This window comes from Georgenia sp. G2120 (genome assembly GCF_055326485.1).
Genome location: NZ_JBUZNL010000002.1, coordinates 121,002 through 145,199 on the forward strand (window position 1 = coordinate 121,002; position 24,198 = coordinate 145,199).

Genomic DNA, 24,198 nt, shown 5'->3' on the forward strand with positions numbered 1-24,198 from the left:
GACGGTCGGTCAGGACGCCGGACGGGCGCCCCGATCGCGCAGGTCAGGCGCCGAGGATCGCGGCACGCTCGGAAGGGTCGAACCAGAGGAGGTCGAGCTCGGCGACGCGCTCGAACGCGTCGTCGTCCCCGGCCACCGCCGCTGCGACCTCGACCTCGGCGGACTCCTCGTCCACGTGGATCGCCGCCACCGACTCCCAGCCGATCGGGGCGTCGAGCCGCACGAGGCTCGGCAGGTCGCCGGGCTCGGGCGTCGCGGAACCCTCGGGCACGTCGGCGGCCAGGACGACCCGCCGGGCGGGCGGGCCCTCGCCGAGCTCGGCGAGGCGGCGCACGGAGTCGTCCGCGGCGGCGAGGAGGGCGATGACCTCCAGCCCCTCCTCGTCCTCGTCCGGCACGGCGGAGACGAGGTCGGCCGTCACGGCGTGGGCGCGGGTGGCGGCGGGGTCGGCGGCGAGCTCGGCGGGCGTCGCGGGCAGGTAGATGCGCACGGGGCGATCATCCCGCGACGGTCGGCGCGGGTCGCGCGCCACGCCGCCACCAGCGCGAGCGCGTGGTGCTGCCCGCCGGGAGGTCGAGCACGCGCCGGGCGAGGGCCTCGACCGCCTTGCGTGCCGCGCTCGAGTGCGACTGCTCGCGCCAGGTCGCGCCGGCGAGCAGCGCGGCGTCGGCGGTCGACGGGTCGTCGGGCACGAGGACCGGCTCCTGGTCGCCGCCGTAGCGCCACAGGGCCTCGCGGACCGCGCGCTCGTGGTCGGGCCCGGCGGCGGCCCGGCGCACGCGGTTGACGACCACGCTGCGTCGGGCGTCCGGGGCGAGGTCCCGCTCGCGCAGGTCGGTGAGCGCGAGCACGAGCCGGCGCACTCCCACCGGGTCGCCCGCGCCCACGACCACGACCTCGTCCGCGGCGGCGAGCGCCGACAGCGTGGCCTGGTGGCGGACCGGTCCGAAGTCCGTCCCGTCACCCTGCTCGGCCCCGGCGGCGACGTCGACGACGACGAGCGGCGCGACCTCGCGGAGCACCTCCCAGACCGACTCGAGCGATGCGGTCTCGAGCTCGCGCCACCGGTCGGGCCTGGTCAGGCCTGTGAGCGCACGGAGGTTGTCGGAGACCTCGGCGAGGGCGGAACGCGCGACGTCGGCGTCGAGGCGGCCGTGCGTCGCGTGACGCGTCACGGCCGCGATCGACGAGATGTCGTCGGGGATCCCGAGGACCTGGGCGAGCGCCGGCGCTTCGGTGTCCGCGTCGACGACCACCGCACGGACGCCGAGGGCGGCGGCTTCCGCCGCGAGGTTGACGGCGAGGGTCGTGCGGCCGGGCGCACCGCGCGCGCCCCAGACCACGACGATCCGCCCCGGCGCCTCCTCGGGCTCGATGACGGGCGGCGGTCCGGCCTCGTCCACGACCTCCTCGGGGGTGCCCGCGGGGGGCGTCGGCGCCGGAACCGTGGGTGAGCTGCCGCCGGAGGACAACCACCACGGCACCTCCGAGATGACCGCGTCGTCCGTGTCGCCGCCCGGGTCTCCCGAACCCGAAGCGCCCGAACCTTGCGAGGTCGGCTCCGGCGAGGTCGGCTCCGGAGACGCCTGGTCAGCGGGGCGGGACGACGGGGAGCCGGCCGCCGTGCCGCCCGCCGCGGCGTCCGGACGGCCCGCCTCCGACGGCGTCGCCGCTCCGTCCGGCCCGGCGTCCTCCCCGAGGGCCGGCCGGGCCGGGGCGTCGGGGCGGTGCAGCGCGCGCCGGCTGGTCGGCCGCTCGGGTGTCCGGGGTGCCGCCTCGTCACCACCGCCCGAGCCCGCGTCACCCCCGCTCCTGCGTGCGCTCCCGGCCCCGCTCCCGCTCCCGCCTCCGTGTGCGGAAGGACCTCTGGGGCCGCCGGCGCCCTCGCGGGTCCAGGCCTCGGGCACCGAGTCCGGGACCGCCACCGTGGTCGGGAGGCCCGCCGGCGGTGGCCTGTCGCCGTCGGGCGCGTGTCCGCCCGGGCCCGCGGCCCCGTCCCCCGGGCGACCGGGCACCCGCTCGCCCGGCCGCCCCCGGACGTTCTCACCTCGGGCGAGAGCGATCGCCATCGCGGCGAGCGTCCCCGGCTCGTCCGACTCCGCCGCCACCGCGTGCGCACCGAGCTGGGCGAGCCGGCCGGCCTCCGCGGCCGGGCCGACGAGCAGCACGCGTGCACCCGCCGCGACCAGGCGTCCGATCGACGCGCGGTCGACCCCGTCCACCCGGCTGCCGACCACGGCGACGGTGCCGATCCCGGCCCCGACCCCGCCGAGCAGCTCGGGCAGGTCCGCGCACCGCCGGACGACCCGCGCGCCGGAACCGGGCGCGTCGATCGCCCGCACCACCTCGGCCTCGCCCTCGGTGAGCGCGAGCAGGATCCCGTGGCTCACGAGCCCTCCACACCGGCGGCGTGGTGCGGGACCACGGTCAGCTCCTCGCCCGCGGCGACCGCGCCGAGGACGTCCTCGACGAGCTCGGCGGGGACGAGGAGCTCGACGCTCGCCCCGCCCGTCGCGGCGAACACGCCCTCCTCGGTGCCGATGTCGACGACGAGGACCTCGGGCGCGAGGACGACCGGGGGCGCGACCTCCTCGGAGCGGTCCCCGACGGCGGCCCTCGGGGCGCGCCAGAGGTCGACGGTCGAGCCTGCCCCGAGCCCGGACGGCAGCGCGGCACCGACCGGGACGACGACGGGGCGCAGGTCCTGCTCGGTCGCCTCACCCGTCGCGGCGAGCGGGACGAGCTCGCCGGCCCCGACGAGACGGGTGGCCACGAGGTGGTCGGGCAGGTCGCCGTCGGCCACGAGGTAGTGGTCCCCCGCCGACCCGACGTTGACCTCGACGACCTCGAGGCCGGCCTCCGCCAGGCGTTCGCCCGGGGTGACGACGTCGGCGGCCGCCCACACCTCGGTCGTCCCGCCCGCGCTGTCGACCGCCCAGACGCCGATCCCGACCGAGGCCGCCACGAGCAGCACGCCCACGCCGAGGCGTGGGTCCCGCCACCCGGGCCGTCGCATCCGCCGGGCCGTCCCCGCGTTCTCCGTCATCCGAGCTCCCCCTTGCTCACCTGGCACGTCGGCCCATCGTCCCGGCCCCCGACCGGGCCCGCCGGCGTCATCCACAGCCCCGCACCGCGACGCGCCGCGCGACCTTCCGTCCACATCCTGCACGCGCCGGGCCGCCGAAGCGGCGATACTGGACCCGTGGCCCGCTTCCTCACCATCGCCGACGTCGCCGAGCAGCTCCAGCTCTCGGTCTCGCAGGTGCGCGCCCTCCTGCGGAGCAAGGAGCTCGTCGGCGTGCAGATCGGCGGCAAGGGACTGTGGCGCATCGAGGACGTCCAGCTCGAGGCGTACATCTCCCGCCTGTACGCGCAGGCGGAGGCGAGGCCGGCCGACCAGGCGGTCGAGGAGTCGGCCGAGGGCTGACCCACCCGCCCCGGCGCCGGGGTGGTCACGCCGTCCGCACCACGTGCACGGCCGCGAGCGCGACGGCGACCACGTGCGCGCCCGGGTCGGTGAGCAGGTCGAGGTGGTCGGCGCCGACGCGCACGATCCGGCCGGTGCGTCCGCCGGCCGTGTCGTCGAGCCGCACGACCGAGCCGGCGCGCGCGATCCTGCGCAGCGCGGCGGCGAACGAGTGCCGGGCGGCGACCACGCCTGCGGCCCCCGCCGTCCGTCCGAGCCCGCGCACCGCGACCACGGCGTGCGCGGGGACGAGGGCGCGGCGTTCCCCCTGGGCGAGGAGCAGCCAGTGAGCGTTGGCGTCGAGCAGGGTGCCGGCGACGTCGTCCCCACCCGGTAGCGCGATCGACAGCTCGGCACCCGTGCGCGCCCGCCAGCGGACCTCGAGCGTGACCGTGGCGGCCTCCGCCTCGACGAGCTCGCCCGCCTCCGCGAGCTGCTCCGCCCGCCGTTCCGCCTCGAGCTCGCCGGACAGGTCCGCGAGCAGCAGGTCCTCCCACGCCACCCGGCCAACCTAGGTCGTCGCGCGCCACCGTGGGCCCGGACGACGCACGGATCTCACGAACGCCGGACGGCATCGTCCCGCGCGACACGCCGACACCCTTGCGCATCTCGTCACACCTGTGCCAGCGTTCAGCCATCATTCGACACGAACGAGCACGAACGGACACGTTCGGCGGGACGGCGGCGACATGGCACGGAGCGAGCGCACGAGAGAACCGAGACCGCACGCGCGATCGGCACCACCGCCCGGCGACGGGCGCCCGGCACGGGTCGGCGGCACCGCCCTCGCCCTCCTGGCGACCGCCGCGGTGACCGCCCCGCTCGCCGTCGGGCTCGGCCGGACCGGGTGGAGGGCGGTCGTCGACCTGGCCGCCCGGCCGGTGCTCGGCGCGAACGACGTGCCCGACCTCGTGGCGGGGCCGCTCCTCGTGGCCGGCGCCGCGGCGGCCGCCTGGTACGCGCTCACGGCGATCGCGGGCCTCGGCGTGCTCCTGCTCCCGCGGGCGGGGGCGGGCGCCCACCTGCGCCGATCGCTGACAGGTCTCGTCGGCAGCATCGGCGCTCCTGTGCTGCGGCGCGTCGCCACGGGCAGCGCGGTGGCGGGCCTGTCCCTGGGGCTGGCCGTCGCGCCCGCCGGGGCGACCACGGGCGGACCGGAGGGCACCGGCGACGGGCCCGACCTGCCGGCGGTCCCCACCCTCCCGGAGGTGCCGGACGCCCCCGACACCCCCGGCGGGCCCTGGGTCGACGGCCCGTCGCCCGCGGAGGCCGAGCCGGCGGGCGACGAGCCCACGGGGAACGAGCCGGCGACGTCGGCGTACACCGTCGCGCCGGGTGACTCCCTCTGGACGATCACCGAGGACCACCTCGGCCCCTCGGCCACCAGTGCGGAGATCGCCGAGGCATGGCCCGAGCTCTACGCGGCCAACGCCGATGCGGTCGGCGCCGACCCCCATCTCGTCCGCCCCGGCACCCACCTGACGGTGCCCGCCGCCCTGGAGTCCCGATGAGCGCCCAGCCCACCCACGAGCTCCGTCCGGTCCCCCTCCCGTCGGGACCCCGGCTCGCGGCGGTCCCCGACGCCCCCGGCCGTGTCACCCGCACGACGCCGCGCACCGGACCCGCCGTGGCACCTCACGCCCCGCGCACCTCCGACGAGCGGCCGTGGGACCGGGTGCGCTTCAGCGGCGAGTGCCGCAGGGGCGCCGAGCAGTTCGAGGAGGAGCCGACCGGCGAGCATGCCCCGTCGACCGACGAGGGGCTCGACCGCCTGGCGGCCGGGATCGCCCAGCACGCGGTCGAGGCGCTGCTCGGCTCCCGGTCGGCGGCGCAGCTGTCCCGGTGGCTCGCCCCGGACCTCTACGAGTCGCTGTCGCGGCGGGTCGGGCTCGCCGGCCGCCTCCAGGGACGCCCGCGACTCGTCCGGCACGTCGCCGTCCGGCACGTGCACGGGTGCGCGCCGAGCGAGCGTGCCCGCGAGGTCAGCGTCGTCCTCCACGACGGCGAGCGGGTGCGGGCGGCCGCCGTCCGGCTCGAGGCGTTCCGCTCGCGCTGGCGGGCCGTGGCCCTCGAGATCGGCTGACCGGCGGGCGACGCGCGACCCGGACGACCGGACGGCCGTGACCCCGGGGGGAGGTCACGGCCGTCCGGCAGCGGGTGGGCGGCCGGGCCACGGGGCCCGGCGCCGTCGGTGTCGCGGGGTCAGGCCCCCATCGACCGGAGCATCGAGGAGAAGTCGGGGACGGCGTCGAACTCGTCGGCCGTGTTCCGCGGGTCGGCGGCCGCCACGGCCGTGGCCAGCTCGCCGCCGGCGCGGGCGATGCGGCCGGGCAGGCTGCCGCCGTCGCGCCCCTCGGCGTCGCCGGCCCAGTCGTCCGTCGCGGCGTACACGCCGGTCGACATCGCGCGTCCCCGCAGGTAGGCCACGAGCGGCCGCACCGCGTAGTCGATCGCGAGCGAGTGCCGCGGGGTCCCGCCGGTCGCGCCGATGAGCAGCGGCGTGCCGTCGATCGCCCCCTGGTCGAGGATGTCGAGGAACATCTTGAGCAGGCCGGAGTACGACCCGGAGTAGACCGGGGTCGTCACCACGAGCCCGTCGGCCGAGGCTGTCGCGGACATCGCGTCCTCCAGGGCGCCCGTCCGCACCCCGGTGAGCATCGCGTTGAGGATGTCGTGGGCATGGTCGCGCAGGTCCACGGTCGTCACCTCGGCCGCGACCCCCTGCTCCCGCAGGGCGGTGACGGTGGCCTGGCCGAGCCGGTCGGCGAGCATCTGCGTCGAGGACGGCTGCGAGGTCCCGGCCGAGACCGACACGATGCGCCGGCCGGGAGCTCCGGCCGCGGCGCGGTCGTCGCCCAGGGGGCCCGGGCCGGCCTCGCGCGCGGCGTCGTCGTCGGGCAGGTCGAAGGGGAACGTCATGCTCAGACCTCCAGATCCTCGGCGCGGCGGCCGGTGACGTCGTCGCCGGTGCCGCCCACGTGGGCCGCGCCGGCCGTCCCGCCGGCGAGGGCGGCGGCGACGCGCTCGGCGTGGGTGGGGGCGGCGGCAGGCACGTGCGCGGGGCGGGTCGACTCGGCCTCCCTGCGCAGGGCCGGGACCACCTCGGTGGCGAGGAGGTCGATCTGCTCGAGCACCGTCTTGAGCGGCAGGCCCGCGTGGTCGATGAGGAAGAGCTGGCGCTGGTAGTGGCCGACGTTCTCCCACATCTTCCCGTAGCGGTCGATGACCTCCTGGGGCGAGCCGACGGTCAGCGGCGTCTCGGCGGTGAACTGCTCCATCGTCGGGCCGTGGCCGTAGACGGGCGCGTTGTCGAAGTAGGGGCGGAACTCCGTCTTCGCGTCCTGGCTGTTCGCGCGCATGAAGACCTGACCGCCGAGCCCGACGATCGCCTGGTCAGCCTGACCGTGGCCGTAGTGCTCGTAGCGCTCGCGATAGAACTGCACCATCCGCTTCGTGTGCCGCATCGGCCAGAAGATGTTGTTGTGGAAGAAGCCGTCGCCGTAGTACGCGGCCTGCTCGGCGATCTCGGGGCTGCGGATCGAGCCGTGCCAGACGAACGGCGCGACGCCGTCGAGCGGACGGGGGGTCGCCCTGAAGCCCTGGAGCGGGGTGCGGAACTTGCCCGACCAGTCGACGACCTCCTCGGTCCACAGCCGGCGCAGGAGCGCGTAGTTCTCGATCGCGAGGTTGATGCCCTCGCGGATGTCCTTGCCGAACCACGGGTAGACGGGGCCGGTGTTTCCACGGCCCATCATGAGGTCCATCCGCCCGTCCGAGATGACCTGGAGCATCGCGTAGTCCTCGGCGATCTTCACCGGGTCGTTCGTCGTGATGAGGGTGGTCGAGGTGGACAGGATGATGTTCTTGGTCCGCGCCGCGAGGTAGCCGAGCATCGTGGTCGGCGAGGAGGCGACGAACGGCGGGTTGTGGTGCTCGCCGGTGGCGAAGACGTCGAGCCCGGCGGCGTCGGCGTGCTCGGCGATGGTGAGCATCGCGCGCACCCGCTCGGTGTCCGTCGGCGTGCTGCCGGTCGTCGGGTCCGTCGTGACGTCGCTGACGGTGAAGATTCCGAACTGCATGTCGCCCCTCCTCGTGCTCGCTCGGTTCGATGCTTTTGCATCGATACTACCGCCAACGTCGCCGCCCCCGCATTCATTCCCCGCCGGCCGGGAGGGAGGTCACACCGCGGCCCGGGCGGGCACGGACGCGCCCGCGAGACCGGTCGGCGGGCGCCGGCAGGTCGGCGGGCGCCGGCAGGTCGGCGGGCGCCGGCAGGTCGGCGGGCGCCGGCAGGTCGGCGGGCGCCGGCGGGTCGGCAGGCGTCGCCCGGCGGGCGCACGAACGACGACGGCGACCCACCGTGGTGGGTCGCCGTCGTCGGGGTGGCGCGGGCCGCTCGGGGCCGGACCCTGCGTCAGCCGCGCTTGCGGGCCTTCTTCGCCTGCGCGCGCCGCTGGGCGCGGTTTAGCCCGTCAGCCCCGCCGTCGCCGTCCGCGGCGGAGTCGCCTCCTCGGGCCGGCCGACGGGTCGGCGCGTCGTCGTCGGCACCGGACGTCGCCGAGCTCGTGCCCGAGTAGGTCAGCCCGGTGGGGCGCCGCGGGGCGTCCAGGCCGAGCAGCTCGTCGTCCGTCGGTGTGGCGCCGGACCCCTCGCCCGCCGGGGCGTCGTCGGCGTCGCCCGTGGCGTCCTCGCCGAGGCCGGCGGCGTCCGGGGCGAGCCCGGCGGCGTCGTCCGAGGCGAGCGAGGCGGAGTCCTCCGGCGCCCCGCCGGCATCCGAGGACGCGTCCTCCGACGTGCTCGCGGACGCCGACGCGGCACCCCGCGCGCCGATCGCGGCGCCGGCCGCCGCGCCTCCGCCGGGCACGGGCGGCGCGGGCGTGGCCCCGCCGAGCGCGGACGCGGCGAAGGCGGACCCGGCGGCCGCGGCCTTCTGGGTCGCGGCGGTGCCGGTCCCCGTGCGGGGAGCGGCCGCCCCGGTGCGGGGAGCGGCCGTCGCGCGGCCCGCGGCCGAGACCGCCGTGGCCGCGGCGGAGGAGGCGTCGACCGCCGTCTGCCCGGCCGGCTTGATCTCGAGGTTGAACACGTAGCGGACGGTGTCCTCGCGGATGGCCTCGTTCATCGCCTGGAAGAACGTGAAGCCCTCGCGCTGGTACTCGACCAGCGGGTCGCGCTGACCGGCGGCGCGGAGCTGGATGCCCTGGCGCAGGTAGTCCATCTCGTAGAGGTTCTCGCGCCAGTGCCGGTCGAGGACGGACAGGACCACGCGGCGCTCGAGGCGGCGCATGAGGTCCTCCCCCACCTCCTCCTCGCGGGTGTCGTAGGCGACCGAGATGTCGGAGCGCAGCTCGGTGCGCAGGAGCTCGGGCGTCACGCGGTCACGGTGGCCGGCCTGGTCGACGAGGTCCTCCTCGGTCACCGACACCGGGTAGAAGGCACCGAGCTCCCCGAGGATCGCGTCGAGGTCGCTGTCCTCCGCCGCACCGCCGCCCGCGTGCTGGTCGACGATCGCGTCCACGAGGTCGGAGGCGAAGGTGCGCACCTGGTCCTCGATGTCCTCGCCGTGCAGCACCCGGCGGCGCTGCTCGTAGATGACGGTGCGCTGCTTGTTCATCACGTCGTCGTACTTGAGGACGTTCTTGCGCTGCTCGAAGTTGCGTGCCTCGATCGCCTCCTGGGCGCGCCGGATGCCCGACGACACCCACTTGTGCTCGAGCGCCATGTCGTCGGGGTAGGACGCGTTGTCCATGAGGCGGGCGGTCGGGCCGGAGCCGAACAGCCGCATGAGGTCGTCCTCGAGCGAGAGGTAGAACCGGGACTCGCCGGGGTCGCCCTGACGCCCGGCACGGCCGCGCAGCTGGTTGTCGATGCGGCGCGACTCGTGCCGCTCGGTGCCGAGGACGTACAGCCCGCCGGCGTCGAGCACCGCCTGGTGCTCGTCCTTGACCTGCTCCTGGGCGGCCTCGAGCGTCTCGGCCCACGCCGCCTCGTACTCCTCGGCGTTCTCGGTGGGATCGAGCCCCCGGTCGCGCAGCACGTTCTGGGCGATGTGCTCGGGGTTGCCGCCGAGCATGATGTCGGTGCCTCGGCCGGCCATGTTGGTGGCGACGGTGACGGCGCCCTTGCGGCCCGCCTCCGAGACGATCGCGGCCTCACGCTCGTGCTGCTTGGCGTTGAGGACGTCGTGCGCGACCCCGGCCTCCGACAGCAGCTCCGAGAGCCGCTCGGACTTCTCCACCGAGGTGGTGCCGAGGAGGACCGGCTGCCCGGTCTCGTGACGCTCCTTGACGTCGGCGACGATCGCCTTGTACTTCTGCTCGATGTTCTTGTAGACGAGGTCGCCCTCGTCCTTGCGGATCATCGGCTTGTTCGGCGGGATCGGCACCACGCCGATCTTGTACGTCGAGGAGAACTCGGCGGCCTCGGTCTCGGCCGTACCGGTCATGCCGGAGAGCGTGTCGTAGAGCCGGAAGTAGTTCTGCAGCGTGATCGTGGCGAGCGTCTGGTTCTCCGCCTTGATCTTCACGCCCTCCTTGGCCTCGATGGCCTGGTGCATGCCCTCGTTGTAGCGGCGTCCGCGCAGGCGACGGCCCGTGTGCTCGTCGACGATCGTCACCTCGCCGCCCTCGACGATGTAGTCCTTGTCCCGCTGGTAGAGCTCCTTGGCCCGCAGCGAGTTGTTGAGGAACGAGATGAGCGGGGTGTTGAGCGACTCGTAGAGGTTGTCGATGCCGAGCAGGTCCTCGACCTTCTCGATGCCGGGCTCGAGTATGCCGATGGTCCGCTTCTTCTCGTCGACGTCGTAGTCGACGTCCACCTCGAGCTTCGGCGCGATCTTCGCGAACGCCGCGTACCAGGGGTTGACGTCGCCCTCGGCCGGGCCCGAGATGATGAGCGGGGTGCGCGCCTCGTCGATGAGGATCGAGTCCACCTCGTCGACGATGACGAAGTTGTGACCGCGCTGGACGAGGTCGTCGGTGCTCAGCGCCATGTTGTCGCGCAGGTAGTCGAACCCGAACTCGTTGTTCGTGCCGTACGTGATATCGGCCGCGTACATCTCGCGCCGCTGGGCGGGCGTCTGACCGGAGAGGATGCAGCCGGTCGTCAGGCCGAGGAAGCGGTGGACACGCCCCATGAGCTCGGACTGGTAGGAGGCCAGGTAGTCGTTGACGGTGACGACGTGGACGCCCTTGCCCTCGAGCGCGTTGAGGTAGCTCGGCAGCGTGGCGACCAGCGTCTTGCCCTCACCGGTCTTCATCTCGGCGATGTTGCCCTGGTGGAGCGCGGCGCCACCCATGATCTGCACCCGGTAGTGCCGCTGGCCGAGCACGCGGCGGGCGGCCTCACGGACGACGGCGAACGCCTCGGGGAGGATGTCGTCGAGCGTCTCGCCGTCCTCGAGGCGCTCCCGGAACTCGGTCGTCTGCTCCTTCAGCTCCTCGTCGGTGAGGTCGACGAAGGAGTCCTCGAGCAGGTCGACCTGGTCGGCGATGGTGCCGAGCCGCTTGACGACCCGCCCCTCGCCCATCCGCAGGATCTTGTCGAGGATCGTTGCCACAGCGGCACTCCGTGAGGTGGTCCGTCGCCCCGGCGGGGCGGGCGCGCCGAGCTGCCGCGCCACCCGCCATGGTAGGCGTGCCGCACCGGGCCCGGGGCACGGCGGGTCACCTCCGGCGCCACGGGCGCCTCACACGCCTCCGACGGCGGAGCTCACCGGCCCGGCGAGATCCCCCTCGGCGCCGCTCGCGTCGATCCGGTCGGCCCCCACCCAGCGCGCGACCTCGGCGAGCTCGGCCGCGAGCGCCGCCGCGATCTCCTCCGCGCCGGGCCAGGCCGCGGGACCGCGGGTGGGCAGGTCGGGGACCTGCCCGGGGTCCTCGGCGTGGACCTCCTTGACGAGGAGCGCGCCGGCCGCCCGGTCGGCCTTGAGGTCGACGCGCGCGACGAGGTGCTCACCGAGCAGGAAGGGCAGGACGTAGTAGCCGTGCGTGCGCAGGTGGGCGGGGGTGTAGATCCCGATCCGGTAGTGCATCCCCCACAGGGCGGCGAGCCGCCCGCGCTCGAACACGAGCGGGTCGAACGGCGCCAGCAGCGCGCGGGCACGCACCGGTGACGGGGCCGGGGCGCCGGGAAGCCGGTAGTGGGGTCGGGCCAGGCCGCGGACCGCGACCTCCTCGAGAAGTCCGTCCTCGACGAGCTCGCCGACCGCCGTCGTCGTCGTCCCGATACGCAGCCGGTGGTAGTCCGCGAGCGCCCGGACGTCCGCCACCCCGTGGGCGCGGGCGGCCGCGAGGGTGAGCTCGCGCACCGCCTCCGGCCAGGACGGTGCGGGCTCGAGGGCGGCGGGCGGGAGCACCCGCTCCGGCAGGTCGAGGCGCTGCTCGAACGAGGCGGTCCGGCCGGCCACGGCGAGCCGTCCGGTGCGCCACATCCGGGTGACGGCGATCTTGAGCGGGGACCAGTTCCAGCCCCACTGGGTCTTCTCCGCCCGGTCGTGCGCGAGCGCGTCGTGCAGCTCGGTGGCCGACATCGCCCCACGGTCGGTGATCGCCGCCTCGACCTCGGCCATCACCCGCGGGTCGCCGAACTCGTCCGCACGGAAGCGCTCCTCCTCGGCTGCGCGGCGCGCGGCCTGGAGCGCGTACGTGCGCGGGGGAACGAGGGAGGCCTCGTGGCACCAGGTCTCGACGAGGAGGCGAGGTGCGCGGCCCGTCGCGCGCTCGAGGATCGCCGGGTCGTAGGGGCCGACGCGTGCGAGGACGGGCAGCGTGTGCGCACGAGCGAGGACGTTGACCGAGTCGATCTGCAGCAGCGCGGTGTCCGCGATCGCGCGAGCGACATGCCGCCGCGCGGGCCAGGCGGGACGGCGCCGGGCGAGGCCCTGCGCCGCGATCGCGACTCGGCGCACCTGACGGATCGACATCTGCTGGACCGGCATCGCGCCATCGTGCCACCGGGCGCCGACATGCCCCCGCCCGGCAGGTCGGCCGGGCGGGAGCGCGGGTCAGCAGGTGGAGTCGAGCCGGAGCACGCCGTACGACCAACCCTTGCGGCGGTAGACCACGCAGGGCTGACGGGTCTCGGAGTCGACGAAGAGGAAGAACGGGTGCCCCACCATCTCCATCTCGTACAGGGCCTGGTCCACCGTCATGGGCTCGGCCTTGTGCAGCTTGTCCCGCACGATGACCGGCGAGTCACCGAGCTGGGTCTCGACCGCCTCGCCGGGGCTCGTCGACGGGGCCGGGTGCTCCGCGATCGGCGCGTCGCCGGCCAGCCCGTCCTGGGGCTCGTGCTGCTCGACGTCGAGCGGGGGCGCGGCGGGCAGCGCACGGTTCGCGTGCCGCTGCCGGTCCTTGCGCCGGTCGTGGTGCCTCCGCAGCCGCTCGAGCAGCTTGCCGGTCGCGAGGTCGAGCGCCGCGTACCGGTCGGCGGCGCTCGCCTCCGCCCGGATCACCGGCCCCTTGTCCCGCAGCGTGATCTCGATCCGCTCGGCCTGGTCGGCCAGCCGGGGGTTCTTCTCGAGCGTGAGCTCGACGTCGACGCGCTGCGTGCGCGGAGCGAGCTGGGTGACCTTCGCGAGCTTGTCCTCCACGTGGGAACGGAAGCGGTCGGCGACATCCGTGCCGCGGCCCTTGACGACGATCTCCATGGTGACCTCCATCGGTCGGTGCGGGGGCGGACGTGACGGGCCCGCCTCTCGAAACTCCGGCGCCGTGGGCGCCGGTCAGGGTGCGTGCGACCTCCTCCCTCCCGGGGGACGGAACAGCCACCCGTCGCGTCTCCGCGTCCCGGGTGGCTCCATGCACCAACGTTACCCGGTTCGCCCCGTCCCGGACACCTGGCGGACACCCTGGCGCGTGCCCGGTCGCAGGTCACCGGCCCGGAGCCCGCGCCCCGGCGACGACGAGGGCGCCGAGCACGTCCGCACCGGCCCCGCGCAGGGACTCCGCGCAGGCGGCGAGGGTCGCGCCGGTGGTCAGCACGTCGTCGACGAGGAGCACCGCGGTGCCGGCGGGGACCGGCGCGCGCAGGTCGGGCGGGCGGCTCCGGTTCGCCACGCGGGAGCGGGCCGACGAGCCGCGCTGCCGGGCCGGGCCACCCGCACGCCGCAGGAGGTCGACGGACGCGATCCGCAGGCGCGCCCGCGGGGTCGGACCTGACGACGGGGCATCGGCTGCGCGGGCGGCGGCGTCGGCCAGCCCGGCAACCACGGCGTCGGCGAGCTCGACGGCGACGAGCATGCCGTGCCGGCGTCGCATTGCGCCTGAGGGGGCGGGGACGACGAGCAGCGTGCCCCCGGCGTCGTCGCCCCGGACGTCGCCGGCCAGGAGGGGCCACATCCGTGACCCGGCGAGCCGTCCGGCGTCGACCAGCTCGCGCCGGAGGTGGCCGCACCGGCCCGTCTTCCAGTCGATGACGATGCGACGGAGCGGGCCGTGGTAGTCGCCGAGGGACCAGGCACGCAGGACGGGCTCGTCGAACCCGGCGAGCAGCGGAGCGCCGTCCGTGCACTCCGCGGGCCCGGCGGTGAGCAGGCGCCGGCACGTCCGGCACAGCGCGACGCCCCACGTCCCGCACCCGGCGCACTCGGCGGGCACGACGAGCTCGAGCGCGGCCAGGAGCGGCGGGGGCAGGCGTGCGCGGGAGCGGTCGCGGGGATCAGGTGGTCGCACCCGGGCAGGATCGCCGCCGCATGCGCGCCCCCGCGGGCCGCACCCGTCCGGGCGGTGGATCGCCCTGCCGGTGCGACGCCTGTGGACCCGCGTGCCGGGGTCAGCCCGGATAGGCCGGGTCGGCGAGATCGTCGGCCACGCGCGTCCAGGAGGCGCCCGTGCGCTCGTAGATCCCGTCGTCCGACGTCTGCACGACGATCGAGGTCTCCCCGCGCCCGCCCGTCAACGACACCGCGCCCTGGAGCACGGGCAGCGGCTCGGTGTCGCCGCCGATCCGGACGAGGTAGGGGCGGGGGCCGGGGTCGGTGGCCGTGCGGCCGAGCACCACCAGGGTGGTGGAGTCGATCCACGCGAGGTCGGTCGCGTCGACGAGGCCGACCCCGACCCGGGCCTGGGCCGTCCCGAGCGAGCGGGGCGTGTCGTCCGTCGCGCGCTGGACGCCCGCGACCTCGACGAGCACCGAGCCGCCCTGCTCCCGGATCACCGCGACCCGCGACCCCTCGCGGGACACGCGCAGGGCCCGGACGACCGACCCGTCGAGCCACGGGGCGTCGACCTCGGCCGTGCCTCCGCTCGGCACGGCGGTGCGCAGGGAGCCGGTGTTCGTCGTCTCGCCGGTCCACGCCCAGCCGTAGCGGTCCATCGACGGCGCGACGAGGTTCGAGCCCGAGACGACGAGGCGGGCGCTGCGGCCGGCCGTGGGCGCCGCCATCATCCGGGTCGGGCCGTCGAGGTAGACCTGCCCGTCGGGCGGGTCGGCGGGCGAGCCCGCCGGTGCCGACGCCTCGCCGGTGCGGGGCGCGGCGGCACCGGTCACGCGCACGGCCAGCCCGCCGTCGAGCTCGACGAGCTCGCCGTCGGATACCGCGAGCAGCGGCTGCGGCCTGTACGGGTAGGCGGGCAGCTGCGGCACCGAGCCGATCGCGAGCGCGTTGCCCCCGACTGTGACGGTGACGTCGGAGACGCCGGGCACGGCCGCGAGCGTGCGGCGCAGCTGCGCCACGAGCAGCTCGCGCTCCCGGCTCGAGGCCTCGAGGACGTCGTCGGTGAGGTCGACCGTGGCGACTCCGTCGGCCACGTCCACCGAGCTGAGCACGAGCCGGGTCGAGAGCGGGGCGGGCGTGAGGACCGCCGGCTCGAGCCAGGCCGAGGGACCGGACAGGACCCCCTGGACGAGGGAGGCGGCCAGGTGCTGGCGCGGGTAGTGGCGCAGGTCGGCGACCACCGTCTCGCCGTCCGCCGCCGGGAAGTACAGCGGGGCGGCGGTGTACTGCACGGAGAACGACTCGGCCGAGAGCAGGACGCCGTCCTCGAGGTCGATGATCCGCCACTCGCCGTCGTCGTCGCGGGCCAGCGTGAAGTCCGTGACGATCTCGTGGTCGCTCGCCGACTCCGTGTAGTGGCCCGACCCGTCGACGACCGCGAGGAGCTCGGTGCTCACCGAGACCCCGCCGTCGTCCGTCGTCGCGATCGACGGCTCCACGTGGTCCGCGTAGACGCGCGCCTGGGCGAGGGGCTGCCAGCCGGTCGTGGCCTGCCCGCCGAGGAACTCCCGGGCGACCGAGAAGTCGTCGGCGAACCCCGTGGCGCTGGCCGCGAGGAAGCCCTGGACGACCTCCTCCGGGGTCGCGCCCTCCTGCGGCCCGCGCGCGTACAGGCCGAGCGACGGCGCGGCCGAGACGGTCGGGTCGGCGGCGACGACGGGCCCCGAGCCGGGCAGCTGCGCGCAGCCGGCGAGCAGGGCGAGGGCCAGGAGCGGCGCGAGCACCTTCGCCGCCGCGCGCCGGAACGCGGAAGCGGGTACGGCACCGGGCGGCGACCCGGCCCGGGACGGGAGCCGGCGCGCCGTCATCGCTCCTCCCCACGCGCGTCGAGCGCCGGCGGGACGAGCCCGACGAGCGGGGCGGCGAGCGCCGGCTCCACGCTGGCGTCGTCGGGCCACAGCTCGATCGGCGAGGGACCGACCTCTCCCCCGTCCTCGCGTGGGAGCGTGAGGAGGAAGGCGGCGCCCTCGCCGGGCCGCCCCGCGGCGGCGAGCGTCCCGCCGTGCAGGCCGACGTCCTCCTGAGCGATGGACAGCCCGAGACCGGTGCCGCCGGTCGTGCGGGTGCGCGCGGTGTCGCCGCGCCAGAAGCGGTCGAAGACCCGGTCGGCCTGCTCCTCGGACATCCCCACGCCGTGGTCGCGGACGAGCACCGCGACCGACCGGTCGTCGGCGGCGACGGTGAGGTCGACGGGACGTCCCTCGGAGTGCTCGATCGCGTTGACGAGCAGGTTGCGCAGGACCCGTTCGATGCGGCGCGCGTCGACCTCGGCGATGCAGACCGGGGTCACGCGGTGCACCCGGACCTCCGTCCCCTTGCTCTCCGCGAGCAGGATGTGGCCCTCGACCACGCCCTCGACGAGCTCGCCGAGGTCGGTCGGTCCGACCTCGAGGGTCGCCGCGCCGGCGTCGAACCGCGAGATCTCGAGCAGGTCGGCGAGCATGTGGTCGAAGCGCTCGATCTGCGCGACGAGGAGCTCCGCCGACCGGCGCACCGGCGGGGGGAACTCGTCGCGCTGGTCGTGGATGAGGTCCGCGGCCATGCGGATCGTCGTCAGCGGCGTGCGCAGCTCGTGCGAGACGTCGGAGACGAACCGCTGCTGCAGCCGGGACAGCTCGGACATGTCCTTGATCTGCTGCTGGAGCGAGTCGGCCATCTCGTTGAACGACTCGCCCAGGCGGGCGACCTCGTCCGAGCCGCTGACGTCCATCCGCTCGTCGAGGAGCCCGGCCGCGAGGCGCTCGGCCGTGCGCGATGCCTGCCGCACCGGCCGCAGCACCCACCTGAGGACGAGGGCGGCGATCGCGGCGACGAGGGCGACCAGGGCGAGTGCCGCGACCCCGAGGACGGAGGTGACGACGGCGATCATCTGCTGCTCGGGCTGGAGCCCGTAGACGGTGTAGAGCTCGTACTCGCCAGCCACCGGGAGGACCACGGGCGCCCCGACGACGATCGCCGGCACCTCCTCGCCGTCCATCGACACCGTGGCGGACTGCCAGTGCAGCGACGCCCCCGGCTCGACGGCCGCGTGCATCTCCGCGGAGATGACGTCGCGGATGGCGGCCGAGCTCGTCGGCTCGAGGATCGTGGGCCCGGACTGGTGCTCCTCGTCGCGGGTGATGACCGTGCCGATCACCCCCGGAGCCGCTCCCTGACTGAGGTCGACGATGTCCGTCGCGGCCTGCTGGGCCTCGCTGGGGGTGGAGGAGAGCGAGTCGTCCAGGGTCGCCTGGGCCCGTGCGGCGCGGTCGGCGGCGTCACCGACGACCTGCTCGACCCGGGCGTCGAAGAGCCGGTCGCGGATCTCCACCGAGACCACGGCTCCGATGATCCCCAGGCCCAGCATCCCCCCGATCGCGGTCACGGTGACGACGCGGACCGCGAGGGAGCCGCGCCACCGGCGCGCGAGGTCGAAGGCCCGTCGGCGGAGCCGGGCGCGCCATGACCTCTTGCGTGCCGGCCGCGCGGGCGTCCGTCCCGCCGTCCCGGTGGCCTCCGGCACCTCACCGCCGGCCCCCTCCGCGCGGGAGGGGCGGGAGTGGGTGGTCGAGGTCGAGGCCTCCGACGTCGGGGCCGGTCGCTCCGACCCCGCCGGCGTCGGCTCGTCGGGCGAGCTCACGCCTGGACGGGCCCGGCCCGGTAGCCCACGCCGCGGACCGTGACGACGACCTGGGGGTTCTCCGGGTCGAGCTCCACCTTGGCGCGCAGGCGCTGGACGTGGACGTTGACGAGCCGGGTGTCCGCCGAGTGCCGGTAGCCCCACACGGTCTCGAGCAGCTGCTCGCGCGTGAAGACCTGTCGAGGCTTGCGGGCGAGCGCCACGACGAGGTCGAACTCGAGCGGCGTGAGCGAGATGAGCTCGTCACCCCGCCGCACCTCGTGGGCGGCCACGTCGATGTCGAGGTCGCTGATCCGCAGGCGCTCCGGGTCCACGTCCTCCTGCCGGCGCAGGCGCGCGCGGATGCGGGCGACGAGCTCCTTGGGCTTGAACGGCTTCTGGACGTAGTCGTCCGCACCGGCCTCGAGCCCGGCGACCACGTCGAGCGTGTCGGACCGCGCCGTGAGCATGACGATCGGGACGTCGGACTCCGCGCGGATGATGCGGCAGATCTGGATGCCGTCGAGCCCCGGCAGCATGAGGTCGAGCAGCACGATGTCCGGGTGCGTCTGCCGGAAGGTCTCCGGCGCCGCGGCGCCGTCGGCGACATGCACGACGTCGAACCCCTCGGACTGCATGACGATCCCGATCATCTCGGCCAGGGCGACGTCGTCGTCGACGACAAGGAGTCGAGCACTCATGGCCCCAGTGTCCTACACGGACCGGGCAGTTCAGTCGGCGGGCGCGCCGTGAATGCGTGGCACGATGTCGCGCAGGTGACGACGACGGAGGCGGGATGACGCAGGGCGGCGCGGGGAACGACCCGCGGGGACCGTACGGCGGGTGGGACGGGCAGGCCTCGTCCCCCTCCGGAGACGGCGACCCCGGTGGGTACGGGCAGTACGGCGCGGACCCCACCGCACCCGTCGAGCAGCCCCCGACGGGGCAGTACGGCCAGTACGGAGCCGGCCCCACCGCGGGTCCTCCCGCACCGGGCGCGTGGGGCGCCCCGGGCGGGACGACGCCGGGCACGGCGTCGTCGGGCTACGGCCAGTACGGGGCGGCCGACGCCCCGGGCTCCGGCGCCTGGGTGGCCGACAGCCTCGCCGGCGGCCGGCCGGGGATCATCGCGCTGCGCCCGCTCGGCGTGGGCGAGATCCTCGAGGGTGCGTTCCGCTCCGTCCGGCACAACCCGGGCACGATGTTCTTCTACGCCGGGGTCGTCAGCGTCCTCACGCTGGTCCTGTCCCTGGCGACCAGCTGGCTCTCGGTCAACGCCACGCAGTCGATGACCATCGAGGAGTCGGCCGGCGTGCAGGGCTTCTCGAGCTTCGCGCTCGGCATCGTCACGGCACTGACCTCGCTGATCGCGACCGGCGCCCTCGTCGTCTCGGTCAGCCGGTCGGCGATCGGGAAGAAGGCGTCGATCGGCGAGGTCTGGACGGCGGTCAAGGGCCGGATCCTCTCGCTCGTGGGTCTCAGCCTCCTGCTCGGCCTCATCATGACGGGCCTGGCGTTCGTCACCGGCATCATCATGTCGGTGGTCGCCTTCGCGTTCCTCGCGGCCGTCATCGGATCGTTCGACGGCTCGACGACCGGTATCACGACGGCGGTCGCCGTCGTCGTCATCGCCCTGCTCGCGTCGTCGATCCCGGCGATCATCATCATGATCCGGCTGTCACTGTCCTACCCGGCGGTCGTCCTGGAGAAGGCCGGGCCGGGACGCGCCCTGTCCCGCTCCTGGTCGCTGACGTCGCAGTCCACGTGGCGGCTCGTCGGCGTGTACCTGCTCACCGCCATCATCGCGATCGTCATCGCGGGGGTCGTCTCGCTGCCCGTCGGGCTGCTCGGCGGCGCCGCGGGACTGTCCGACACGGTCGTCCTCGTGCTCACCACCGTGGTGTCCGTGCTCGTCAACCTCATCATCACGCCGTTCACGGCCGGCGTGACGTCGCTCGTCTACATCGACCAGCGCATGCGGCGCGAGGGGCTCGACGTCCAGCTCGCCCGCGCCGCCTCGGACCGTGCCTGACCTCCTCACCGGTCGGATCGCGGAGGTCCCCGTCACGCCGGACGCCCCCGAGGCGCACGAATGGGCCGTCGACGAGCTCTCCCGCCGGATGTACGACACCTCGCCGGGCCTCCTCTCGCGCGTGCTCGACAGCATCGGCGACGCCCTGCGCAGCCTGCTCGAGGGCATCACGAGCGGTGGCTCGTCGGTCTCCCCGAGCCTCCTGCCGTTCGTCGTCGTCGGGGCGATCCTCGCCGTGGTCGTCATCGCTCTCGTCCTCGCCGGACCGGTCCGGACCCGCATGCGGCCCCAGGTGCCGACGGCGTCCGGGGTGCTCTTCGAGGACGAGCGCGGCTCGCGGGACCTGCGCGCCGCGGCGGACGAGGCGGCCCGCGCGGGCGACTACTCGCTCGCCGTGATCGAGCGGTTCCGGGCGATCGTCCGTGCCCTCGACGAGCGGGCCCTCATCGAGGACCGCCCGGGGCTGACCGCGCACGAGGCCGCCGGCCTCGGCTCGCGCGCGGTGCCCGGGCTCGCGGACGAGCTGACCTGGGGCGCGCGCCTCTTCGACGCCGTGCGGTACGGGGACACGACGGCCGCCCACGACGACGACGAGCGCCTGCGGGCCCTCGACGACGCCGTGCAGCGCGTCCGCCGGCCCGCCGGGCAGGAGTCCGTCGAGGCCGGCGCCGCCGAGCTGCCGCCCTCGCTGCACGGGGTGCTCGGATGAGCGCGGACGCGTCCGGCGGCACCGTACCCACGACGGACGCCGCGACGACCGACGCCGCGGACCGGTCCGACACGGTCGACGAGCTCGTCCCCGAGATCGGCGAGGTCACCTCGGGCGCGCCGACCCGCCGCACGTCCCGGCGCAGGACGATCCTGCGCGTGGGCATCCTCGCCGTGGTCCTCGCCGCCCTCGGGCTCATGATGTTCCTCCGCTCCGCGGAGCGCGACGCGGACCCGCTCTCGGCGCACAACCCCCGACCGGGGGGCGCCCAGGCCACCGCCGAGATCCTGCGCGACCAGGGCGTGGACGTCGCGGTCGTCGACAGCCAGCGGGAGGTCCTCTCCCTCGCCGGCGAGGGGACCACCGTGCTCGTGACGAACGCCCGCCTGCTCACCGAGGACGCGGCCGCCCAGCTGGCCGGCACGGGGGCCGACCTCGTCCTCGTCAACCCGACGACCCCCGTGCTGCGCGGACTCGGGTCGCCGCTCGAGACCACCGGCGGCGGCAGCCAGGACCCGGTGCAGGCCGACTGCGAGGACCCCGACGCCGCGGCGGCGAGCCGGATCGGCCCGTTCCGCGGCGGCCTCGCCGGCTCCGGCGCCGACGTCACCACGTGCTTCACGCCCGACGACGCCTCCGCGTACGCCGTGTGGGACGGGGAGGGGCCGGCCGTCCGCGCGCTCGCCGACGGCTCCCTCATGTCGAACGAGCGCCTCGACGAGGACGGCCACGCGGCGCTCGTGCTGCGCGCCCTCGGCCACCACGAGAACCTCTACTGGTTCACCCCCGTCGACCCGGTCGAGGCCGTCGACCTCTCGGCGACCCCGCCCCCGGAGCCGCTGTCCCCGCGCTGGATGCTGTACGTCGGCTGGGCGGCGGGGTTCGCGGTCCTCGTCCTCGCCCTCGCGCGCGGGCGCAACCTGGGCCGCGTCATCCCCGAGCCCCTGCCCGTGGTCGTCCGGTCCGCCGAGACCGTCCGCGGGCGCGGGGCCCTCTACCGCCGGTACGGCGCGACCGCCCACGCCGCCGCCGGGCTGCGCGGCGGCGCCGCGGCACGGCTCGCCCGACGCCTGGGCCTGCCCCCGTCGGTCCACCGGACCGACCTCACCGACGCCGTCGCCCGCGCGAGCGGACGCGACGAGGCCTGGGTCCGCGACCTCTTGTACGGCGCACCGCCGACCACGGGCGCGGACCTCGGCCGCCTGGCCACCGACCTGGACACCCTGGAGAGCGAGGTTCACCGACCGTGACCCACCACCCCGAGAACGACCGGTTCGCACCGCGTGACCAGCAGGCCTGGGGGCCGGGCCGTCCCGGGCCGGGCTCCCCCGGCGCTCCCGGCGGGCCGGCCCGGCCCGGGGCCCCCGCGGGCCGCCCCGCCCGCGGCCACGACGAGTCGCCCGAGGCCCGGGCCGCCCGCGACCGGCTCGGCGCCCTGCGCGCCGAGGTCGGCAAGGCGGTCGTCGGCCAGGAGGGGGCGGTGACCGGGCTGCTCATCGCGCTCGTCTCGGACGGCCACGTCCTCCTCGAGGGCGTCCCCGGCGTCGCGAAGACGCTCCTCGTCCGCACCCTGGCGACCGCCCTGTCGATGGACACCAAGCGGGTCCAGTTCACCCCCGACCTCATGCCCGGCGACATCACGGGCTCGCTCATCTACGACGCCCGCGCCGCCGAGTTCTCCTTCCGGCCGGGCCCCGTGTTCACCAACCTCATGCTCGCCGACGAGATCAACCGCACGCCCCCGAAGACGCAGTCGGCGCTGCTCGAGGCCATGGAGGAGCGTCAGGTCACCTCCGACGGCGAGGCCCGCCGCCTCCCCGACCCCTTCATGGTCATCGCGACGCAGAACCCGGTCGAGCACGAGGGCACCTACCCGCTGCCCGAGGCCCAGCTCGACCGCTTCCTCCTCAAGCTCGTCCTCGACCTGCCCGCACGGGAGGAGGAGATCGAGGTCCTGCGCCGCCACGCCGCCGCGTTCGACCCGCGCAACCTCGCGGGCGCCGGCGTCGTCCCCGTCGCAGGTCCCGCCGACCTGGCCGTCGCCCGCGCCGAGGTGGCCCGGGTGGAGGTCGCGCCCGAGGTGCTCGGCTACGTGGTCGACCTCGTGCGCGCCACCCGGACCTCACCCGCGCTCTCCCTCGGGGTCTCCCCCCGCGGCGCCACCGCCCTCCTGGCCACGGCCCGCGGCTGGGCCTGGCTCACGGGTCGCACCTACGTCACGCCCGACGACGTCAAGGCGCTCGCGGTCCCGACCCTTCGGCACCGCGTCGCCCTCCACGCGGAGGCCGAGCTCGAGGGCGTCACCGCCGTGGGCGTCCTCCAGGGCCTGCTCTCCTCGGTCCAGGTCCCGCGCTGATGCTCCCCACCCCGCTCGCCGCGGCGCTCGCCGGGCTCGGGGTGGTGGCCGTGGCGCTGCACCCCACCTGGGTGACGCTCGCGATCTGGATCGCGGTCGTCGTCCTGGTCGTGCTCGGCGACGCCCTGCTCGCGCCGAGCCCGAAGGCGCTGCGCATCACGCGCGACGCGCCCCGGGCCGTGCGCCTGGGCAACCCCGCGACGGTCACGCTCACGGTGTCCAACGACTCCCGGCGCCGTGCCCGCGGCACGCTGCGGGACGCGTGGCCCCCGTCCGCGGGCTTCGGAGAGGACGCCGGTCCGGACCGGGCCGGGGCCGACCGCCACCGGCTCGACGTGCCCCCGGGCGAGCGCCGGCGCATGCGCACCGTCCTGCTCCCCCTGCGCCGCGGCGAGCGTGTCGCCGGCGCGGTCACCGTCCGGCTGACCGGCCCGCTCGGCCTCGGCTCCCGGCAGGCCTCGCTCGACGTCCCCGCGACCGTCCGCGTGCTGCCCGCGTTCCGCTCGCGCCGGCACCTGCCCTCGCGGCTCGCCCGGCTGCGCGAGATGGACGGCCGGGCGAGCGTGCTCGTGCGCGGCCAGGGCACGGAGTTCGACTCGCTGCGCGAGTACGTCCTGGGTGACGACGTGCGGTCGATCGACTGGCGGGCCACGGCCCGGCGCGGCGACGTGCACGTGCGGACGTGGCGGCCCGAGCGGGACCGGCGGGTGCTCGTCGTCGTCGACTCGGGACGCCTGTCCGCCGCGCGGCTCGGCGACGAGCCCCGGCTCGACGCGTCCATCGAGGCGGTCCTCCTGCTCGCGGCGCTCGCCTCGCACGCGGGCGACCGGGTCGACGTCGTCGCGGTCGACGCCGAGGTCCGGGCCCGCATCACCGGCATGGCCGGCCCCCGGCTCATGAGCGGCCTCGCGGACGGCCTCGCGGTGGTGGAGCCCGCGCTGCTCGAGACCGACTGGACCACCGTGGCGCAGACGGTGGGCGAGACGCTCTCGCAGCGGGCGCTCGTCGTGCTGCTCACGGCGATCGACCCCTCGACGATGAGCTCCGGCCTCCTGCCCGTCGTGCGCCGCCTCGCGCGGGACCACACGGTCGTGGTCGCCGGCGTCGAGGACCCGGCCGTCGAGGAGCTGCGGCAGGACCGCTCGGACTCCCTCGCCGTGTACGACGCGGCCGCGGCGGAGCGCGCCGGGCTCGAGCGCGAGGCCGTGGCGACCCGGGTACGGCAGGCGGGCGCCGACGTCGTCCAGGGCCTGCCCGACCAGATCGCCCCGCGCCTGGCCGACGCCTACCTCGCGCTCAAGGCGGCCGGCCGCCTGTGACCAC

The 24,198-nt window shown here is 75.6% G+C and carries 21 protein-coding genes; 8 read left to right on the top strand and 13 right to left on the bottom strand.

Annotated elements, in window-relative coordinates; genetic code table 11:
• Window positions 1–43 precede the first annotated feature (43 nt).
• Genes ACZLMO_RS02740 through ACZLMO_RS02750 form a run of 3 tightly spaced genes read right to left on the bottom strand, consistent with a single transcriptional unit; the run spans window position 44 to window position 3,046 of the window.
• Window positions 44–490, bottom strand: a complete 447-nt coding sequence (locus ACZLMO_RS02740) for a DUF6912 family protein (protein WP_425714558.1) — start codon at window positions 488–490, stop codon at window positions 44–46.
• 7 nt (window positions 491–497) lie between these two features.
• Window positions 498–2,390 carry an AAA family ATPase gene (locus ACZLMO_RS02745; protein ID WP_425714559.1) on the bottom strand — a complete coding sequence of 631 codons (1,893 nt, stop codon included), beginning with the start codon at window positions 2,388–2,390 and terminating at the stop codon, window positions 498–500.
• A complete protein-coding gene (locus ACZLMO_RS02750; protein WP_425714560.1) occupies window positions 2,387–3,046 on the bottom strand; it encodes a hypothetical protein in 660 nt (219 codons plus the stop codon). Before ACZLMO_RS02750 ends, ACZLMO_RS02745 begins: the two co-directional genes overlap by 4 nt.
• A 156-nt stretch (window positions 3,047–3,202) precedes the next feature.
• Between ACZLMO_RS02750 and ACZLMO_RS02755 the strand changes: the two genes are divergently transcribed.
• Window positions 3,203–3,427: a helix-turn-helix domain-containing protein gene (locus ACZLMO_RS02755; RefSeq protein ID WP_425714561.1), complete on the top strand. Its 225-nt coding sequence runs from the start codon at window positions 3,203–3,205 to the stop codon at window positions 3,425–3,427.
• A 25-nt stretch (window positions 3,428–3,452) separates the two neighbouring features.
• Here the strand turns inward: ACZLMO_RS02755 and ACZLMO_RS02760 are convergent, their stop codons facing one another.
• A complete protein-coding gene (locus ACZLMO_RS02760) occupies window positions 3,453–3,968 on the bottom strand; it encodes a hypothetical protein (RefSeq protein ID WP_425714562.1) in 516 nt (171 codons plus the stop codon).
• A 307-nt stretch (window positions 3,969–4,275) separates the two neighbouring features.
• On the opposite strand from ACZLMO_RS02760, the gene ACZLMO_RS02765 reads away from it, so the two are divergent.
• Complete coding sequence (locus tag ACZLMO_RS02765) at window positions 4,276–4,977, top strand: LysM peptidoglycan-binding domain-containing protein (protein WP_425714563.1); 702 nt, start codon at window positions 4,276–4,278, stop codon at window positions 4,975–4,977.
• The gene (locus tag ACZLMO_RS02770; protein ID WP_425714564.1) at window positions 4,974–5,549 is read left to right on the top strand and encodes an Rv3235 family protein; all 576 of its coding nucleotides are present in this window, start codon (window positions 4,974–4,976) and stop codon (window positions 5,547–5,549) included. The genes ACZLMO_RS02765 and ACZLMO_RS02770 overlap by 4 nt, the downstream gene beginning before the upstream one ends.
• A 119-nt stretch (window positions 5,550–5,668) precedes the next feature.
• Here ACZLMO_RS02770 and ACZLMO_RS02775 read toward each other — a convergent pair whose 3' ends face one another.
• The 9 genes from ACZLMO_RS02775 to mtrA all read right to left on the bottom strand — a co-directional run bounded on the left by ACZLMO_RS02775 (window position 5,669) and on the right by mtrA (window position 18,479).
• A complete protein-coding gene (locus tag ACZLMO_RS02775; protein WP_425714565.1) occupies window positions 5,669–6,385 on the bottom strand; it encodes a CE1759 family FMN reductase in 717 nt (238 codons plus the stop codon).
• Between the two features lie 2 nt (window positions 6,386–6,387).
• Window positions 6,388–7,545 carry an LLM class flavin-dependent oxidoreductase gene (locus ACZLMO_RS02780; RefSeq protein ID WP_425714566.1) on the bottom strand — a complete coding sequence of 386 codons (1,158 nt, stop codon included), beginning with the start codon at window positions 7,543–7,545 and terminating at the stop codon, window positions 6,388–6,390.
• A gap of 335 nt (window positions 7,546–7,880) precedes the next feature.
• Window positions 7,881–10,991, bottom strand: coding sequence for a preprotein translocase subunit SecA (gene secA / locus ACZLMO_RS02785; RefSeq protein WP_425714666.1), 3,111 nt, complete (start codon window positions 10,989–10,991; stop codon window positions 7,881–7,883).
• Between the two features lie 159 nt (window positions 10,992–11,150).
• Complete coding sequence (locus ACZLMO_RS02790; protein ID WP_425714567.1) at window positions 11,151–12,401, bottom strand: winged helix-turn-helix domain-containing protein; 1,251 nt, start codon at window positions 12,399–12,401, stop codon at window positions 11,151–11,153.
• Between the two features lie 66 nt (window positions 12,402–12,467).
• Window positions 12,468–13,112 carry a ribosome hibernation-promoting factor, HPF/YfiA family gene (gene hpf, locus ACZLMO_RS02795; RefSeq protein WP_425714568.1) on the bottom strand — a complete coding sequence of 215 codons (645 nt, stop codon included), beginning with the start codon at window positions 13,110–13,112 and terminating at the stop codon, window positions 12,468–12,470.
• Between the two features lie 223 nt (window positions 13,113–13,335).
• Complete coding sequence (locus tag ACZLMO_RS02800) at window positions 13,336–14,136, bottom strand: ComF family protein (RefSeq protein WP_463652776.1); 801 nt, start codon at window positions 14,134–14,136, stop codon at window positions 13,336–13,338.
• Window positions 14,137–14,236: 100 nt separating this feature from the next.
• On the bottom strand, window positions 14,237–15,988 hold the full coding sequence (locus ACZLMO_RS02805) for an LpqB family beta-propeller domain-containing protein (RefSeq protein ID WP_425714570.1): 1,752 nt from the start codon (window positions 15,986–15,988) through the stop codon (window positions 14,237–14,239).
• Window positions 15,985–17,799, bottom strand: coding sequence for an MtrAB system histidine kinase MtrB (gene mtrB, locus ACZLMO_RS02810; RefSeq protein ID WP_425714571.1), 1,815 nt, complete (start codon window positions 17,797–17,799; stop codon window positions 15,985–15,987). Before mtrB ends, ACZLMO_RS02805 begins: the two co-directional genes overlap by 4 nt.
• Window positions 17,796–18,479 (bottom strand): MtrAB system response regulator MtrA, encoded by a 684-nt coding sequence (mtrA, locus tag ACZLMO_RS02815; RefSeq protein ID WP_425714572.1) that lies wholly within the window; start codon window positions 18,477–18,479, stop codon window positions 17,796–17,798. Before mtrA ends, mtrB begins: the two co-directional genes overlap by 4 nt.
• A 95-nt stretch (window positions 18,480–18,574) precedes the next feature.
• Between mtrA and ACZLMO_RS02820 the strand changes: the two genes are divergently transcribed.
• The 5 genes from ACZLMO_RS02820 to ACZLMO_RS02840 are packed head-to-tail and all read left to right on the top strand — an operon-like array spanning window position 18,575 to window position 24,194.
• Window positions 18,575–19,810 carry a glycerophosphoryl diester phosphodiesterase membrane domain-containing protein gene (locus tag ACZLMO_RS02820; protein WP_425714573.1) on the top strand — a complete coding sequence of 412 codons (1,236 nt, stop codon included), beginning with the start codon at window positions 18,575–18,577 and terminating at the stop codon, window positions 19,808–19,810.
• Complete coding sequence (locus ACZLMO_RS02825; RefSeq protein WP_425714574.1) at window positions 19,803–20,519, top strand: DUF4129 domain-containing protein; 717 nt, start codon at window positions 19,803–19,805, stop codon at window positions 20,517–20,519. Before ACZLMO_RS02820 ends, ACZLMO_RS02825 begins: the two co-directional genes overlap by 8 nt.
• Window positions 20,516–21,769 carry a DUF4350 domain-containing protein gene (locus ACZLMO_RS02830; protein WP_425714575.1) on the top strand — a complete coding sequence of 418 codons (1,254 nt, stop codon included), beginning with the start codon at window positions 20,516–20,518 and terminating at the stop codon, window positions 21,767–21,769. Before ACZLMO_RS02825 ends, ACZLMO_RS02830 begins: the two co-directional genes overlap by 4 nt.
• The gene (locus tag ACZLMO_RS02835) at window positions 21,766–22,875 is read left to right on the top strand and encodes an AAA family ATPase (RefSeq protein WP_425714576.1); all 1,110 of its coding nucleotides are present in this window, start codon (window positions 21,766–21,768) and stop codon (window positions 22,873–22,875) included. The genes ACZLMO_RS02830 and ACZLMO_RS02835 overlap by 4 nt, the downstream gene beginning before the upstream one ends.
• Window positions 22,875–24,194 (top strand): DUF58 domain-containing protein, encoded by a 1,320-nt coding sequence (locus ACZLMO_RS02840; RefSeq protein WP_425714577.1) that lies wholly within the window; start codon window positions 22,875–22,877, stop codon window positions 24,192–24,194. Before ACZLMO_RS02835 ends, ACZLMO_RS02840 begins: the two co-directional genes overlap by 1 nt.
• Window positions 24,195–24,198 lie beyond the last annotated feature (4 nt).

Excerpts from the sequence above, each read along its gene's own strand:
- ACZLMO_RS02805 (WP_425714570.1), bottom strand. The coding sequence starts at position 15,988 with ATGACGGCGCGCCGGCTCCCGTCCCGGGCCGGGTCGCCGCCCGGTGCC.
- ACZLMO_RS02750 (WP_425714560.1), bottom strand. The coding sequence starts at position 3,046 with ATGACGGAGAACGCGGGGACGGCCCGGCGGATGCGACGGCCCGGGTGG.
- ACZLMO_RS02770 (WP_425714564.1), top strand. The coding sequence starts at position 4,974 with ATGAGCGCCCAGCCCACCCACGAGCTCCGTCCGGTCCCCCTCCCGTCG.
- secA (WP_425714666.1), bottom strand. The coding sequence starts at position 10,991 with ATGGGCGAGGGGCGGGTCGTCAAGCGGCTCGGCACCATCGCCGACCAG.
- ACZLMO_RS02820 (WP_425714573.1), top strand. The coding sequence starts at position 18,575 with ATGACGCAGGGCGGCGCGGGGAACGACCCGCGGGGACCGTACGGCGGG.
- ACZLMO_RS02790 (WP_425714567.1), bottom strand. The coding sequence starts at position 12,401 with ATGCCGGTCCAGCAGATGTCGATCCGTCAGGTGCGCCGAGTCGCGATC.
- mtrA (WP_425714572.1), bottom strand. The coding sequence starts at position 18,479 with ATGAGTGCTCGACTCCTTGTCGTCGACGACGACGTCGCCCTGGCCGAG.
- ACZLMO_RS02780 (WP_425714566.1), bottom strand. The coding sequence starts at position 7,545 with ATGCAGTTCGGAATCTTCACCGTCAGCGACGTCACGACGGACCCGACG.
- ACZLMO_RS02840 (WP_425714577.1), top strand. The coding sequence starts at position 22,875 with ATGCTCCCCACCCCGCTCGCCGCGGCGCTCGCCGGGCTCGGGGTGGTG.
- ACZLMO_RS02830 (WP_425714575.1), top strand. The coding sequence starts at position 20,516 with ATGAGCGCGGACGCGTCCGGCGGCACCGTACCCACGACGGACGCCGCG.
- ACZLMO_RS02775 (WP_425714565.1), bottom strand. The coding sequence starts at position 6,385 with ATGACGTTCCCCTTCGACCTGCCCGACGACGACGCCGCGCGCGAGGCC.
- hpf (WP_425714568.1), bottom strand. The coding sequence starts at position 13,112 with ATGGAGATCGTCGTCAAGGGCCGCGGCACGGATGTCGCCGACCGCTTC.